Genomic DNA, 15,962 nt, shown 5'->3' on the forward strand with positions numbered 1-15,962 from the left:
AGAATATTTATGCTCCGTTAACTCCTTCAGAAGCTTCATACTCCAATATTTCTCTAAATAATTCAAGGGTCTTTAGGGCCTCTTCCTCATCGATGATCTGGATGGCAAACCCCGCATGAACAAGTACATAATCATTGATCTTAGCCTCAGGTACGAGGTCAATACTAACCATTTTAGTCACCCCTCCGGTTTCAATTTCGGCAGTCATCCCTGCCAGGGATACAATTTTTGCCGGTACCGCTAAACACATCCCGCCTTCCTCCTCTCACTGGCAATAACCGCCTGTCCCAGGGAGATTCCCCCGTCATTTGCGGGAACAACACGGTGAATAAAGACCTCAAAACCGTCTTCTGCAAGCCGTCGATGGGCCATATCAAGAAGCAGCATGTTTTGAAAAACCCCGCCGCTCAAGGTCACCCGGTTTTCTCCATAGACATCTCTGGCCATCCTGCAGGTGTTGATAACTATTTCTGTGACAGTCAGGTGAAATCTATAAGCTATTTCACCCAGCGGAACTCCTTCGGACATTTCTTTGATAATATCATTTATCAGGTTCCTGGTATCAATTTCCCAAGTGTTCGATTTTTCCTCTAAGGCAAATGAATAACCCGGTATTTCCTGTTTTATAAGTTGAATACCTTTTATATGTTCATTACTCTTCATGTGTTTCCAATGATATAAATATTGCACAGCAAGCTGCTCCATTTCTACAGCCGCCTGACCTTCATAATTCACTTCATGTCTGATTCCCAACAGGGCTGCCGCTGCATCAAAAAGCCTTCCCATACTCGATGTGGGTGGACAGTTCAGCCACTTATCCATCATATCACCAAGAGTATCCAGGAGCATCCCGTTTTTTACCTTAAGGAAACTGATTCCGGGCACTTCCCGCCAACTGCTTCCTAACATGCTGTGCAGGTAACCTGCAGCCATCCGCCAAGGTTCTTTGACAGCCCTGGCGCCGCCGGGCATGGGAACATATCTGAGATGCCCTATCCTCTTGAAGCTTGTCAGTGAGGCCAGTAAAAACTCTCCTCCCCAGATGGAACCGTCAGGTCCAAAACCCGTCCCGTCGAAGCAGACTCCGATGACACTGCCCTGTAAACCGTGTTCCGCCATGCAGGCAGCTGTATGGGCATGGTGGTGCTGCACCCCGGTTTGGGGAATCCCCTTCAGTTCAAGGGCATACTTGGTTGACAGGTATTCCGGATGATAGTCATAGGCAACAATTTCCGGTTCTATATTAAAAAGCCTTTTATATAGCTGTATTTCCTTTTCAAATGCACTTAGTGTCTCCAGGTTCTCCAGATCCCCTATATGGTGACTAACAAAGGCATAACTGCCCCTGGTAAGGCAGAAGGTATTTTTCTGTTCCCCGCCAACGGCAAGTACCGGTACAAATGAATCAGAAATCTTAATAGGGGCAGGCGCATATCCCCTGGACCTTCTCAGAGGATATTCATTTTCCCTATATATACGTGTTACCGAATCATCACAGCGGTGGCTGATCACCCTGTTGTGGGTGAGAAAGTATTCCGCTATCTCGCCAAGCCGTAAAAAAGCATCTTCATCTTCATAAGCGATTGGTTCATCACTCAGGTTTCCGCTTGTCATTACCAGAGGAAAGTCAATATACTCAAAAAGCAGATAATGCAGCGGGGTGTATGGAAGCATCACCCCGAGAAACGCATTTCCAGGGGCTGTCTCTTCAGCCAGCAAACTATCTTTTTTGCGCAGGAGTACAATGGGTCGCGCCCTTGACTCCAGGAGCAGTTGTTCATCCTTGCTGACCTGGCAGTACAGGCCGGCCTGAGACGCATCTTTGACCATGACTGCAAAAGGCTTTTCTTCCCTGACCTTCCTTTCTCTCAGGCTGGAAACGGCTTCTTTGCTTAGTGCATTACAGGCCAGGTGATACCCGCCCAGTCCTTTAACAGCAATGATGTTATTTTCGCTCAGGAGTTCAGCAGCCCTCTGTATCGGGTTTGCTTTATCAATGAGCCCGCCTGAGGAGTCCCGCAGCTTGACCCTGGGGCCGCATGCCGCACACGCATTAGGCTGGGCATGAAACCTCCGGCTGCCCGGATCACGGTACTCCTGAAGACAGTCAGGACACATGGGAAAAGCCTTCATAGTGGTAAGTTCCCTGTCATAAGGCACATCTTTAATAATGGTAAACCTGGGTCCACAGTTGGTACAATTAATAAAGGGATACCTAAACCGTCTGTCGCTGCCGTCAAAAAGTTCCTGCAGACAGTCCTCACAGATGGCGGAATCAACAGCAACCATTAGGTCTTTATCTGTATTGCATTCCGAATCTTTAATGATAAATTCCGCATACCTCTCCGGCGCAGCCGTCTGTATAGCTATTTCTTCTATTCTCGCCAGCGGTGGAGCCTTCTGCTTAAGTTCATCGACAAATTTCTTTACTGATTCAAGCTCTCCTTCGACATCAATGTCGACACCTTTGGGATTGTTCTTTACTGCTCCCCTGAGGGAGTGTGATTTGGCAAGACTATATACGAAGGGCCGGAAACCAACCCCCTGAACAATACCCTTTACTGTAATTAAATACCTCGCAATTGACAATTGACAACCCCGGACCTTTCTGTTTTCTGTGGATACTGTCTTATTCCGCTTAGGGCTTAACTTGATTATACCAGTATATTCTTTGTTTTAGCAATACCTACCATGGCAGGTGCAATTTCGGCACTTTGTCCCTCTGCTGCAAATATTGTTACAATTACCAATTAACACAGTTGAATGCTGCGCAAAAAACAGGACTTTACGTCCTGTTTCCCGCGAAATTTTATAATTTTTGCAGCATTTTCAGATTATTCACAATTGTTGACTCTATGTGGATAAATCTGTGGGTAACTTTTTATCATAATCTGCAATTTTGTTTCCATCTCAATAATCTGTCTGTTCTTGTTCAAGAGTGTCTGCGCATATCTGCTGTTATTCTTCTGCAGTTTGCGGTTTTCTTTTTCAAGTTTCGTTAAAATATCACACTTGTCTTTTTCTATTCTTTCTATCAGGTTCATTAATACCCGCCGGCTAAACCTGAGATGTTCGATTTTACCCTCCAACTCCCTGATTCTGTCTTCCAGCAGTTTAGAGCGGTCATTTCCCATTCGGTAACCCCTCCCAGATACTTCTAGTTATAGTATATGCTGAGAAGGCGGTGTTTAGACATTGAAGGAACCGGTTCAGAAGCTGAATCTGTCACTAATGCGCCTTACGGCTTCTTGAATTATCGCATTATCCTGGACCAGGGCAATCCGAACATAGCCCTCTCCCTGCCTGCCAAAGGCAACTCCTGGGACCACAGCGACACCGGTTTGGCGCAAGATATCTTCAGCGAACTTTTCAGAGGAGGTATATCCCTTTGGCAGCGGGGCCCAAACAAACATAGTAGCCTGAGGCTTGTCCATAACCCAGCCGATTTTAGCCAGGCCGTCAATCAGGATATCTCTTCTGGCTTTGTAAGCGGCGGCATTCCGCCGAATGATATCCTGCGGGCCCCGCAATGCGGTAATTCCAGCCATCTGGATGGGCAAAAAGACACCATAATCAATATTTGATTTCACCCTTGTCAGCGCTTCAATCACTTCACTGTTGCCCACCACAAAGCCAAGCCTGCACCCGGCCATGTTATAGGTTTTGGATACCGAGTGGAACTCTACGCCTACTTTGATGGCGCCTTCCGATTCCAGGAAACTTGGCGGCCTGTAACCGTCAAAAGATAGTTCTGAGTACGCAACATCATGGCAGACCACAATATCATACCTGGAGGCAAACTCAACCACCCGGTCAAAAAAGACTGAGTCAGCGACAGCGGCTACCGGATTGTTAGGATAATTCAAAATCATCATATTAGCCCTTTTGGCAATATCTTCGGGTATCTTCTCAAAGTCAGGAAGATATTGATTCTCCTTCTTGAGGGGCATATGGTAAACCTCACCCCCGGCCAGGATAACTCCAGCAGTGTAAATAGGATATCCCGGGTCTGGCACCAGCGCAATATCACCAGGATCAAGCAGACAGAGAGGCATGTGTCCCAGCCCGTCCTGGGAGCCCATCAAAACCAGCACCTCAGTTTCCGGGTCCAGCTGAACCCCGAATCTCTGCCCATACCACCAGGAGATAGTTTCCCTAAGATCCCGGGTTCCTCTTGATGATGGATACCCGTAATTATCAAGATCATCAATGGCCTCCTGAAGTGCATGAAATATGTGCGGCATAGGCGGCATGTCCGGGCTGCCGATACTCAGGTCAATGATAGATAAACCCCCGGCGGCGACTTCTTCCTTAATTTCGTCAAGCTCAGCAAATACTGCTGACTTCAGTCCTTCAAGCCTGTTTGATGTCTTCAAGTAAGTTTCCCCCTATTAATCAATTCAAAGTTTTCTTCATAAATCTAAGCATGTTTTCTCCCATGATTCCTTTAATCTCTTTTTCAGTGTAGCCGCGGTCCAATAACCCTGCAGTAATTGACGGATAACAGCAGCAGTCATTAAGGCCTGCAGGAGTTTCTTCTATCCCGTCAAAGTCCGAACCTAAGGCAATTACATCTGTTCCTGCCAGCCCGGCAACATGGTCGATATGGTCCAAAAGGTCACTTATACCGGTTTTTCCTTTGCCAAGGAACTCAGGAACAAAGCTTAATCCGAAAATGCCCTTAGTCTCCGCCAAAGCCTTAATCTGATCATCATTTAGATTCCTGGGGTGATGGCACAGACTATGGCAGTTGGCATGTGATACCATAACCGGAAACTTTGATATTTCCAGGACATCCCAAAAACCGGCTTCAGATACATGAGCCAGGTCAACTATCATTCCCAGCCTGTTCATTTCCTGGACAACATTGCGTCCGAAACAGGTCAGCCCTCCACCGGTGATTTTTTCTGCAACCCCGTCAGCTATGTCATTTCTCTGGTTCCACGTCAGTCCAAGGAAACGTACTCCAAGCTTGTAGAATATTCTTAATGCCGAAATATCACCATTTAAGGCTTCCCCGCCTTCAATTCCCATTACCGCAACTATTTTACCGTTTTTCAATTCCCTTTTAATTTGTTTCATATTCTGTCCCTGAGATAAAACATGGCTGCAGGAGTCAATTTCCGCATCAAAGGTATCAATTAGCTGCAGTGTCCTGGACAGCGCGCGCTGCGGTTTAAAGACAGTTTCAATGAACAAGGCAAAAAACTGTACTCTGGTGCCGCCTTCCTGGAGTTTAGGAATGTCTATGTGTGCTGCTTGGTTATATTGTCCAAGTTTAGCCTTTCCCCTGGCCACCTGAAGAATGGTGTCACAATGGCAGTCAACTACAGTTAACTTCCGGTGCAGGTTCAGGGCATCTGCAGAAATACTCTTCTTTACCATCATATCAGTCCTTTTGCGTTTCTTTAGTTTGATTACCTTCTATTATGACAATATATGATGGAAAAACCTGTTTATTCTACTGAACAAACAGGTTATGGGTCTCACTTATAGATTTGTATTAGAAATCTTAGTTCCCAGCACAACCATCAATTACCTGGCCTTACCATAATCCCAATTACCTGGGCTCCACAATAAGCTTAATTGCTGTCCGTTCTTCGCCATCAATGATAATGTCAGTAAAAGCAGGGATACAAATGAGGTCAACTCCGCTAGGTGCTACGAATCCTCTGGCAATAGCTACAGCTTTAACAGCTTGGTTTAAAGCGCCGGCGCCGATTGCTTGAATTTCTGCCCCGCCGCGTTCCCGAAGAACACCGGCAAGAGCACCTGCTACTGAATTTGGGTTGGATTTTGCTGAAACCTTCAATACTTCCATGATCAAAACCTCCTTATTTGAACGCATCAATTTTAGCCGTATCCTTTATAAACGAATATATTCGATAATTAACTAAAAATTCCTCTTTTTCTCAAGTAAATATTTCAGACTTATTTAAAAATTTCATATAATTACATCTTTAGTACTCAATATTGAATACCCTGTTAATGCTTACTGCACTGCCTGTATCCTCATCAACTTCAATAACAACTGCATTGAACTGGAAGGGGCCGTCAGCAGACTCAAACCTTACAGGCATTTGTGTGATAAACTTCTTTAGGGCAATATCTATTTTGACTCCTATTATCGAATTAAGAGGTCCTGTCATGCCAAGATCTGTGATATATGCTGTCCCCCCTGGAAGTATCCTTTCATCAGCAGTCTGCACATGTGTATGTGTACCGGCTACTGCAGTGACCTTACCATCCAGATACCATCCGAGGGCAATTTTCTCCGAGGTGGCTTCCGCGTGAAAATCCACAATAATAATGTTGGTCAAATCATTTATTTCATTAAGAATCTGTTCAACAGTCCTAAAGGGACAATCAAGGTTCAAAAGGTACACCAGACCTGATAAGTTGATTACTCCAACATTGACCCCGTTAATATTAAATATACCGTAACCTCTGCCCGGAGTACCCGGAGGATAATTGGCAGGCCTGATAATCCTTGGCTCTTTCTGTATGTGTCCGAGTATTTCTTTTTTATCCCAGACGTGGTTGCCCATTGTCAGGACATCAATCCCATAATCAAAAAGTTCATTGGCCGTAGCGGGAGTTATGCCATTTCCACCGGATGCGTTTTCTCCGTTGGCAATGATCATGTCCAGCTTAAGTTCCTGTTTAATTGAACTCAGGTTTTCCCTGACAGCCTTCCTGCCCGGTCGGCCGAAAATATCACCAATCATTAAGATGCGCAAAGGATCTATCCTCCGATTTATTTATTGAATACCAGCACCCTGCCGTCCTCCCTGAAAGCAATCAGGTTTTTTTGGGGGAATGATAACTTTATGTTTTCAAGCATATGTTCTATAAGCTCTTCTTGAATTAAGAGATCCTCTTCCAAAAGGTATTCATTTTTTTCAAAAATGAGGTCTTTTTTAAAATTAGAATGCACCAGTTCAATAAGCATTGATAATTCTTCCTGGCTCATTGTGCCTACATCTCTGATTATTTCCAGCATCGTAAACTCTTCACATGGGTTAAACCTGACCTCGGTTACCAGTGGAGATCGATTCTCTAAAGAATTGTATGCTTCAATACTCGCAACCACCATGTCTTTAAAATTAACCATTTTTTCTTCATCTAATACACCCGAAAAAATAAAAGTAAACCGTAGCTGCTGCAGTTCAGGGTCATAATTTATGGTACCCAATTCAGGGTAACGCACTAAAATCGATATCAAAAGTCCAATACTGTCTGAAACCTCATCCTGGGGGGCAGTCTTATATTGTAGCTGCATTTAAGTCACCTCGCAAAAATAGTCAATTTAAAAGGATTCTGTACCTCAAGCTGCTTTTCCTGCTATAACCCCCTGCAAAACAAAAATATTTCCCTGGCAATATGTGGTGAGGTTAAAATTAAGAAGGGGATGTCTCTAATGAGACAACCCCTCTGTTTTCTTATTTCGCATATTCTACTGCTCTAGTTTCCCGGATTACCATGACCTTGATTTGTCCGGGATATTCAAGCTCTTCTTCAATCCTTTTAGCAATATCCCTAACCAGGCGGACAGAAGATAAATCATCTACCTTATCGGGTTTAACCATAACCCGAACCTCGCGCCCTGCTTGGATAGCAAAAGACTTTTCAACTCCTTCAAAGGAGTTGGTAATGGCTTCAAGTTTCTCCAAACGTTTAATATACGATTCCAGAGTTTCTCTTCTAGCCCCCGGTCTGGCTGCAGAAATGGCATCAGCCGCTTGTACCAGTACTGCCTCAATGGTCTTAGCGTCCTCATCACCGTGGTGTGCACCAACTGCATTTATTATTGCCGGTGACTCCTTGTATTTCTTTGCCAGGTCAGCTCCAATGGTCACATGAGGCCCTTCAGTCTCGTGATCAATGGATTTACCTATATCATGAAGCAGACCTGCCCTTTTGGCAAGAGTAATATCAACTCCAAGTTCACCAGCCATCAGACCTGCAAGCTGTGATACCTCAACCGAATGTCTGAGAACATTCTGACCATAGCTTGTACGATACCTGAGCCTGCCAAGAAGTCTGATTAGTTCAGGATGCAGACCGTGTACGCCTGTTTCAAAAGTTGCCTGTTCACCGGATTCCTTGATTTGTACTTCTACTTCTTTCTGAGCTTTTTCCACCATTTCCTCGATTCTGGCCGGATGTATCCTTCCATCAAGGATTAATTTTTCAAGCGCTATTCTGGCAACTTCACGGCGAATCGGGTCAAAGCCTGATAAAATAACGGCTTCAGGAGTATCATCAATAATTAAATCAATACCTGTAAGGGTTTCCAGGGTCCGGATATTTCTTCCCTCACGACCGATAATCCGGCCTTTCATTTCATCATTTGGCAGTGCAACAACAGTTACTGTTGTCTCAGCCACATGGTCGGCAGCACATCTCTGAATTGCCTGTGAAATAATGTCTCTGGCCCGCTTTTCTCCTTCTTCCTTGGCCTTTGACTCAATTTCTTTAATCAACATTGCTGCTTCATGCTGAATTTCATCCTCAATGTTTGCCAGCAGTAGTTCCCGAGCTTCATCAGAAGTAAGTCCTGACAGTCGTTCCAGCTCTGCAAGCTGTTTTGCATGAAGTTCCTTAATTTGTGTTCTTACTTTTTCAATTTCATTTTCCTTTTGGCCCAGGCCTTCTTCTTTGCGTTCAATTGATTCTATTTTTCTGTCAAGAGTCTCTTCCTTCTGAGTCAGGCGGCGTTCTGTCCTCTGGAGTTCGTTTCTCCGTTCGCGGTGTTCTTTCTCAACCTCACTGCGAAGCTTGTGAACTTCTTCCTTGGCTTCCAGAATCGCTTCCCTTTTTCTGGCTTCAGAGGCTTTTTCAGCTTCTTCCCTGATCTTTTTAGCGGCTTCTTCTGCTGATGATATCTTTGCCTCTGCCAGTGATTTCCTGATAAAATAGCCAACAATGAATGCAATAAACCCTGTAGCAACTGCTATTATTATTGTTTGCCCTGTAATATTAGTTCACCTCCTATTTTTTTATTTGTCGTCATTTTTTTGTTTTTAACAAACAAAAAACCGAGTAGAAACCCGGTCAGAAAGAGATTTTACTTACCATAAACAATCAAGTACGGTAAAAACAGCTTACCTTCCTGTTAGCATCTTATATTTTAAACCTGCCTCATATATATTGTTTTAGTATATTTTATTTTTAAAAAAACAAGAGGAAAGTTCTACTCTATAAGAAACCATAAATGTATGGCAGTTAAATCCTATTCTAGTTTCTCCCAAGTATAATTTTAAGTTTTTTTGGCCGTTATGTCAAGCATTGAGCGTTCTCACACTGACAATTACTGCTTATCTTCAGTAAAAAGGCCTGTCTAAGCGCCTCGGGACTGTTTCCTTCGGCGAAACACAGCCTTTAAATCAGCCAATTTTCTCTAAGATTTTTGAGAGAACCTTTCTCACTATATTGTAGTCAAATCCCCTTCTTAAAAGAAAACCTTCTATTTTTTTTAACTCAAATCCCTTCTGGGATATTTTCTTTTCTGCCAGAAGACAGGCAATTTCTTCCTCCTGTTCCGGTGAGTAACCGGCAAGACACTCTTCGATGATATCACGCGAAATCCCCTTCTGGAATAATTCATGTGATATTTTACGCCGCCCGGAAGGCTTGTCCCTGGTCCTGCTGCGCAGCCACATCCGGGAGAATTCCAGATCATCAATAAACCTGTATTCTTCGAGAAAACCAATCACTTCGGAAACAATTTCACTTTCATATCCTTTTTCAAAAAGTTTCTTCCGTACTTCCCAAGCTGACCTCGGTCTGTATGAAATATAATTAAGGGCATCGTCCTTGGCATGTGCCTTTTTTTCACGGTCAGCAGGCATACTACTTTTCGTTGGTGGCACTAACCTGGTTATCGGCTGCTGCAGCAGGATTTATGACTTCTCTTATCTTGGTTTCAATTTCTGTGGCCACAGCAGTATTTTCTTTGAAGAATTCCTTAACATTTTCTCTTCCCTGACCAAGGCGTTCCCCATTATAAGAGTACCAGGCACCGCTTTTTTCGATTATTTTCATTTCTGTGGCAATATCAATAATACATCCCTCTCTTGAAATGCCCTCACCATACATGATGTCAAAATCAGCCTGTTTAAAGGGAGGCGCTACCTTGTTTTTAACAACTTTGGCTTTGGTGCGCACACCGACAATATCTGCCCCGTGTTTCAGGGTTTCGGTTTTCCTGATTTCAAGCCTCACAGAGGCATAAAATTTCAGTGCCCTGCCTCCTGGGGTTACTTCGGGGTTTCCAAACATGACCCCTACTTTTTCCCTGATCTGGTTAATAAAAATAGCCACTGTATGGGATTTGGATATCGCTCCCGTCAGTTTTCTGAGGGCTTGTGACATCAATCTGGCCTGCAGTCCCACATGGGAATCACCCATTTCTCCCTCGATTTCAGCCCTGGGAACAAGGGCGGCAACCGAATCAACTACAATAACATCAACTGCCCCGCTTCTGACAAGGGCCTCTGCAATTTCAAGAGCCTGTTCCCCGGTATCAGGCTGAGATATCAGTAAATTATCTATATCAACTCCCAGTCTCCGGGCATAAACGGGGTCAAGAGCATGCTCGGCATCTATAAATGCCGCAGTCCCACCCATTTTCTGGGCTTCAGCAAGGATGTGCAAAGCTACGGTTGTTTTACCTGATGATTCCGGCCCATAGATTTCCACAACTCTTCCCCGCGGAATCCCGCCTACTCCCAATGCAATATCCAGGCTTATTGCGCCTGTGGGAATCACTTCAACATTCATCTTGGCCGCAGCTTCACCCAGTTTCATTATGGAACCCTTACCAAACTGCTTTTCTATCTGGTTTAAAGCCATTTCCAAAGCCTTAACTTTATCTGACATAAAATACCCTCCTCAAACATGTGTTCGGTTTCTTAGGTTCATTATACCCAATAATTTGAAGCCCTGTCAATAAATATTTTTAAAATTTTCTTTTTGAAATCATTTAATTCACAGTTTCAACAGAGCCTCAACATATTCCTTTTTAACATACTCAAGCACTCCGGTAATTTTGCCCCGGCACTGCCAGATAATGGGCTCTGATACCTTCCCGTTTTCTCTGAGGCTGTTTAACTCATTATCAATAACTTCCATGAGAAAATTAATTCTTAAACTGACGAGTTCATCGGAAACTGTTTCCAACTGCCCGACTGACAGAGAGCTGTTTATCCACTCCTGTATTTCGTTACCTACATCATTGTTTTCAAGATACCTGCAGATGATATGTATCAGGTTGTAGCACAACTGCCTGTCAATACCGAAACGGCTCCTCAGATATGGATTTAACTGACCTATCTTATCGGTATTCAGCACATGCAGCGCATACCAGGCATTTGCTATCCCCTGTGCGTCAATTTTAAGTTTTTGAATGACAATTTCTTCTTCCACTCATTTTCCCTCAATCTCAATAAGTGTTAGCAGCTGGTAAAAACAAAAAGCAACCACACGGCTGCTATCTGTTTCTTGCCTTTGCGGGTTCTACATGGACCCTCTTGCCTTTGATGACATTTTTATGCATTGAATACAGCACTTTCTCTGCAGCATCCTGGGGTACCTCTACAAAAGTAAACCTGTCAAATATTTTTATAGCGCCGATAACCTTTCCGGGGATTCCGGCCTCTTCGGCAATAGTTTTAACTACATCCTGAGGCCTAACTTCATCAACTCTTCCGATGCTCATAAAGAGCCTTACCATTCCCGGTTCAGCCCCGGTATTGCCAAACTCTACCGCAGCATCTTCACTGAAATTCTGGGAACCTTCGATATCAAAAGCCAGTCTCAGGGCTGCTGCTGCTATATCAACAGTATCATGAGTATTTCCCATTTCCTCTATGATAGCGCGGTAATGGCTTAATTTCCCCTGTTCAATGGTTTCGGAGAGCTTCTCGATAATAATTTCCCTCTGCCTTTCAAAGACGTCTTCAAAACTTGGCAGCCTAAGCCTCTTGATTCTGGTGCTAATTATTTTCTCTATCAGTCTCAGCAGCCTGTACTCCTTAGGGATCACAAATGATACGGCAATACCGGATTTACCTGCTCTTCCCGTTCGCCCTATGCGGTGCACGTAAGATTCCGGATCCTGGGGCAGATCATAATTAATAACATGACTTACATTGTCAATATCAAGCCCCCTGGCGGCAACGTCAGTGGCAACCAGTATCTCAACATGTCCCTCACGGAACTTTTTCATAACCCTGTTCCGCTGAGCTTGAGTCAGATCCCCGTGGAGCCCGTCAGCCTCATAGCCGCGCGCTTCGAGGCCCGCGACAAGCTCATCAACACCACGCTTGGTCCGGCAGAATATAATGGCCAGTTTTATCTCTGAGGTGTCCAGGACACGGCACAGTCCTTCCAGTTTATTAAATTCCTTGACTTCATAATAAACTTGTTCTATTTGGGGTACAGTAAGCTCATCCTTGCTGACAGAGAGCACTTCCGGGTCTCTAAGGTATTTGCGGGCCAGTACCTGTATCTCCCTGGGCATTGTTGCCGAAAATAGCAGTGTCTGTTTAGCTTCAGGGGTTTCCTTCAGGATTGTTTCAATATCTTCAATAAATCCCATATCAAGCATTTCATCGGCTTCATCCAGAACCATAAAGGCGACATTTTGCAGCCTGAGGGTTTTCCTCCTTAGATGGTCCAGTATCCTTCCGGGAGTACCGACAACTATCTGTACTCCTCTTTTGAGGGCCAGGATCTGCCGGTCAATGGATTGGCCGCCATAGATGGCCAGGGCACGCGCATCTTTATATTTTGCAATCCTGGTTATTTCTTCGGCCACCTGTATGGCCAATTCCCTGGTGGGGGTCAGAACCAGAGCCTGAACACCGCGAAACCTCGGGTTTAACATTTCTATAATTGGAATGGCGAACGCGGCAGTCTTCCCCGTTCCGGTCTGGGCTTGTCCGATTACGTCCTTCCCTTCCATAAGCAGTGGAATCGCCTCTGCCTGAATCGGTGTCGGCGCTTCAAAGCCCATCTCACTAATGGCATTAAAAATCTTCTTGCTGAATTCAAGATTACCGAATTTCTTTTTGTCATACATGAAAGCTATGGTCTCCTCTCAAAATAAACTGCACTTTCTTTTCCATCAATTATTACACTTATTTTATTATATCAAATAATCGTTATTTGTCATTATTTTTCGGAAACTGTTTCATATAATTAGGGATAAATCTTCCTTTCCAGGCTGTACCCGCTTTGTCTGCCAGATATTGTTATTGTATCCGTATATTTTAACCTTACTCCTGCAGCACTGCGGTCAAAATGCAGCAGTACAAAGGAATAGGGTATGTCACTGTCAGTCTGTAAAGCCCCTATACCGGAAGCTCCTGATGTTCCGGCGTCAATAAACAAAGAGTCCCCTTTAAAATTGATCTTAAACCGGTGGTCATGACCGCTGAGGATAACCGGAACCTGACCGGTTAACTTTTCCGCCAATTTCACATTATGGACTGCCAGCAGGTCCGGCTTGTTTTCCACATTTTTTATATTTCCCTCCAGTATCTGTGCAAATTCCTTTAGTTTGTCCATATTCACTGAGTAATCCGGGGAATTTGAAGCAGGGTCAGCGATACCTGCTATCCTTATTCCGGCGACATCCAAAACACCGTTTTCAATAAGCAGCACATTTGGCAATTGCTTCATTTCCTCAATAATTGCCGGTGTTTCATGGTTGCCCGGGATAATGACATATGGCACTGCAAGTTTCCTGATTCCCTCAAACAGAGAGGCCTCAAGAGGTGTGCCAAAATCCGAAAGGTCCCCGGTATCAATAACCATATCTATGCCAAAGGTCTTCACCATCTGGTCAATAAACTCCAGTGAAGCCGGATTATTATGAATATCAGATACATGAAGGACCATTATTTCACCTTCACCGGAAGCCATGGTCTGAAGGCTTTCCACCCGTTGAAACAGTCCGTTCAGGTTTGTGGCGATGCCTCGCATCTGCTTCCCCCAGGTATTTACAGTGTTAAACGCCTCTTCGGCCAGCCCGATCATCCACGGGGCAGCCTTTAACGCACCATTGTATTCGGGGGACTGAAACCGGTCAAGATTAAAGGTCCTGTATGTCCCCAGCATAAGCATGGACACAATAGCAACACCAATTAACCCCCCAAGGATAAGCTCCTTAAGGTTTCTTTTCTGGATGACAAGCACTCCGAACATTCCACCGGTGAAACCCAATATAGCTGTAAGGATAATAAACTTACGTACAGCTTCCTCTAAAGCGACTCTGGCATCTTTGATAATCTTATCCTGTTCCGTTCCTGATGCCAACAGTTTGGTAAGACGCTCCATATCAATATTGGCAACGGAAATATTCAGTCTCAGGGGCGTTTTATGAGTCTTTGCCATTACCTCTCCAAAGGGGTTTATCTGTAAGACAGTATACCCCTTAGTGGAAGCCTGAACTGAAATCGTCGCCTTTAGTGCCTGCAGATTAAAATCCACCTGAGCAAAAAGGTTTACAAAAACAATTGCTCCGATTATTGCAAATAAAGGGATCGAAACACAGTGCAAATATTTCTTCATCAGGCTCATCCCTTCTGGCTGTTGTAATGCTGCAGATACCTCCTCAATATATTCAAAGCCACATTTGCCGACTGCCACCTGATGACTTCCCGGTCACCGGTAAAGAGGTTTTTGACAGCAAAGGCGTTATCTTGTCCGGCAAGAGCAATATATACCTGCCCAACAGGTTTTTCGGGGGTCCCCCCTCCGGGACCTGCTATTCCGGTTACAGAAACTGCTACATCCGTGCCTCCGGCATTTCTGGCCCCGACAGCCATTTCCAGCGCTGTCTGTTCACTGACCGCCCCGTATTTTTCCAGAGTATCACGGGATACCCCCAGCATATTAATTTTGGCATCATTAGAATAGGTAATGAATCCACAGACAAAGTTTTCCGACACTCCAGGTATCTCTGTCAGCCGCGAGGCGATAAGTCCCCCTGTACAAGACTCTGCAGTAGCAGCAGTCAGCCCGTGTTTATGCAGCAGCCCAGCCACAACACCTTCAAGGGTGTCATCATCTGTTCCATAGATATAATCTCCCAGCCTGTTCCTTATCTCTGCTTCGACACCGGAGATAATCTCCCCGGCTGCATCATCTGAGTTTGCTTTTGCTGTGAGCCTGATATATGCCTCTCCCTTGGGAGCCAGAAATGCAATCGTAGGGTTAACCTGTTTATCAACAAGGTCACTGATACGCTCTTCCACCATGGATTCTCCCATCCCCAGAATTTTTAGTACCCTGGAGACAATAACGGCCTTATCAGTCCCGGTCATTTTCCTTAAATAGTCCTCCACGGTTTCCACAAACATAGGCCTCATTTCGACCGGTGGTCCCGGCAGAATGACTATACTCTTCCCTTCAAATTCCACAATACTTCCGGGTGCAGTCCCAATCCGGTTGGGGATAGTAACAGCGCCGTGAATGTTTAAGGCCTGCTTGGCATTTATCTGAGGCATTATCCGTCCTCTGATCTCAAAAAAATCCCTGATATGTGCCAGTGACTCCTCATCCATAACCAACTCCGCACCCAACATTCCGGCAATGGTTTCTCTGGTAAGGTCATCTGAGGTCGGACCAAGTCCTCCGGTAACTATTATAAGGTCAGCTCTTCCCATGGCAGTTTTGACAACCTCTCTGAGGCGTGATTCATTGTCTCCCACAGTTGTTTGAAAAAATACGTCTATTCCCAGTTTGGCCAGTCGTTGGCCGATAAACTGGGCATTTGTATTCACAATCTGTCCCAATAAGAGTTCTGTTCCCGTTGAAATCAGTTCGGCCCGCATAACCCAGCCCCTTTCCAAAAATAATTGGTAACTTCTTTAATATTACATATTATTCTTTTAAGTAAGCCTTAAAACCTTCCGGCAGAAGTTAATTATTTGTTCCGTGTTTGGAAGGCG

15 protein-coding genes are annotated in these 15,962 nt (G+C 44.6%); all 15 read right to left on the minus strand.

What is annotated here, in order from left to right; genetic code table 11:
* Window positions 1-7: 7 nt before the first annotated feature.
* Window positions 8-250 (minus strand): HypC/HybG/HupF family hydrogenase formation chaperone, encoded by a 243-nt coding sequence (locus Ga0451573_RS00715; RefSeq protein ID WP_231681947.1) that lies wholly within the window; start codon window positions 248-250, stop codon window positions 8-10.
* Window positions 241-2,589: a carbamoyltransferase HypF gene (gene hypF / locus Ga0451573_RS00720; RefSeq protein WP_231681948.1), complete on the minus strand. Its 2,349-nt coding sequence runs from the start codon at window positions 2,587-2,589 to the stop codon at window positions 241-243. Before hypF ends, Ga0451573_RS00715 begins: the two co-directional genes overlap by 10 nt.
* 245 nt (window positions 2,590-2,834) lie before the next feature.
* On the minus strand, window positions 2,835-3,134 hold the full coding sequence (locus Ga0451573_RS00725; protein ID WP_231681949.1) for a translation initiation factor 2: 300 nt from the start codon (window positions 3,132-3,134) through the stop codon (window positions 2,835-2,837).
* A 75-nt stretch (window positions 3,135-3,209) separates the two neighbouring features.
* The gene (locus tag Ga0451573_RS00730) at window positions 3,210-4,376 is read right to left on the minus strand and encodes an LL-diaminopimelate aminotransferase (protein ID WP_231681950.1); all 1,167 of its coding nucleotides are present in this window, start codon (window positions 4,374-4,376) and stop codon (window positions 3,210-3,212) included.
* A 19-nt stretch (window positions 4,377-4,395) separates the two neighbouring features.
* Window positions 4,396-5,388 (minus strand): dipeptidase, encoded by a 993-nt coding sequence (locus Ga0451573_RS00735; RefSeq protein ID WP_231681951.1) that lies wholly within the window; start codon window positions 5,386-5,388, stop codon window positions 4,396-4,398.
* Between the two features lie 172 nt (window positions 5,389-5,560).
* A complete protein-coding gene (gene spoVS, locus Ga0451573_RS00740; RefSeq protein ID WP_041587715.1) occupies window positions 5,561-5,821 on the minus strand; it encodes a stage V sporulation protein SpoVS in 261 nt (86 codons plus the stop codon).
* Between the two features lie 139 nt (window positions 5,822-5,960).
* Window positions 5,961-6,740: a TIGR00282 family metallophosphoesterase gene (locus Ga0451573_RS00745; RefSeq protein WP_231681952.1), complete on the minus strand. Its 780-nt coding sequence runs from the start codon at window positions 6,738-6,740 to the stop codon at window positions 5,961-5,963.
* A gap of 17 nt (window positions 6,741-6,757) precedes the next feature.
* On the minus strand, window positions 6,758-7,282 hold the full coding sequence (locus Ga0451573_RS00750) for a hypothetical protein (protein WP_231681953.1): 525 nt from the start codon (window positions 7,280-7,282) through the stop codon (window positions 6,758-6,760).
* Between the two features lie 160 nt (window positions 7,283-7,442).
* Entirely contained in the window at window positions 7,443-8,981 is a 1,539-nt protein-coding gene (gene rny, locus Ga0451573_RS00755) for a ribonuclease Y (RefSeq protein ID WP_231682280.1), read from the minus strand.
* 408 nt (window positions 8,982-9,389) lie between these two features.
* Window positions 9,390-9,854: a regulatory protein RecX gene (locus Ga0451573_RS00760; RefSeq protein ID WP_231681954.1), complete on the minus strand. Its 465-nt coding sequence runs from the start codon at window positions 9,852-9,854 to the stop codon at window positions 9,390-9,392.
* A 1-nt stretch (window position 9,855) separates the two neighbouring features.
* Window positions 9,856-10,884 carry a recombinase RecA gene (recA, locus tag Ga0451573_RS00765; RefSeq protein ID WP_231681955.1) on the minus strand — a complete coding sequence of 343 codons (1,029 nt, stop codon included), beginning with the start codon at window positions 10,882-10,884 and terminating at the stop codon, window positions 9,856-9,858.
* A gap of 108 nt (window positions 10,885-10,992) precedes the next feature.
* On the minus strand, window positions 10,993-11,430 hold the full coding sequence (locus Ga0451573_RS00770) for a hypothetical protein (protein ID WP_231681956.1): 438 nt from the start codon (window positions 11,428-11,430) through the stop codon (window positions 10,993-10,995).
* Window positions 11,431-11,494: 64 nt separating this feature from the next.
* Window positions 11,495-13,087, minus strand: a complete 1,593-nt coding sequence (locus Ga0451573_RS00775) for a DEAD/DEAH box helicase (protein WP_231681957.1) — start codon at window positions 13,085-13,087, stop codon at window positions 11,495-11,497.
* Between the two features lie 119 nt (window positions 13,088-13,206).
* Entirely contained in the window at window positions 13,207-14,658 is a 1,452-nt protein-coding gene (locus Ga0451573_RS19975) for a metallophosphoesterase family protein (RefSeq protein ID WP_231681958.1), read from the minus strand.
* Window positions 14,586-15,845 carry a competence/damage-inducible protein A gene (locus tag Ga0451573_RS00785; protein ID WP_231681959.1) on the minus strand — a complete coding sequence of 420 codons (1,260 nt, stop codon included), beginning with the start codon at window positions 15,843-15,845 and terminating at the stop codon, window positions 14,586-14,588. The genes Ga0451573_RS19975 and Ga0451573_RS00785 overlap by 73 nt, the downstream gene beginning before the upstream one ends.
* Window positions 15,846-15,962 lie beyond the last annotated feature (117 nt).

The sequence above is a fragment of the Phosphitispora fastidiosa genome (assembly GCF_019008365.1).
Taxonomy (GTDB): Bacteria; Bacillota; Thermincolia; order Thermincolales; family UBA2595; genus Phosphitispora; species Phosphitispora fastidiosa.

Bases quoted from the DNA above. Each gene is read 5' to 3' on its own strand.
- Ga0451573_RS00715 (WP_231681947.1), bottom strand. From the start codon at position 250: ATGTGTTTAGCGGTACCGGCAAAAATTGTATCCCTGGCAGGGATGACT.
- Ga0451573_RS00725 (WP_231681949.1), bottom strand. From the start codon at position 3,134: ATGGGAAATGACCGCTCTAAACTGCTGGAAGACAGAATCAGGGAGTTG.
- Ga0451573_RS00735 (WP_231681951.1), bottom strand. From the start codon at position 5,388: ATGATGGTAAAGAAGAGTATTTCTGCAGATGCCCTGAACCTGCACCGG.
- spoVS (WP_041587715.1), bottom strand. From the start codon at position 5,821: ATGGAAGTATTGAAGGTTTCAGCAAAATCCAACCCAAATTCAGTAGCA.
- Ga0451573_RS00750 (WP_231681953.1), bottom strand. From the start codon at position 7,282: ATGCAGCTACAATATAAGACTGCCCCCCAGGATGAGGTTTCAGACAGT.
- Ga0451573_RS00760 (WP_231681954.1), bottom strand. From the start codon at position 9,854: ATGCCTGCTGACCGTGAAAAAAAGGCACATGCCAAGGACGATGCCCTT.
- recA (WP_231681955.1), bottom strand. From the start codon at position 10,884: ATGTCAGATAAAGTTAAGGCTTTGGAAATGGCTTTAAACCAGATAGAA.
- Ga0451573_RS00775 (WP_231681957.1), bottom strand. From the start codon at position 13,087: ATGTATGACAAAAAGAAATTCGGTAATCTTGAATTCAGCAAGAAGATT.
- Ga0451573_RS00785 (WP_231681959.1), bottom strand. From the start codon at position 15,845: ATGCGGGCCGAACTGATTTCAACGGGAACAGAACTCTTATTGGGACAG.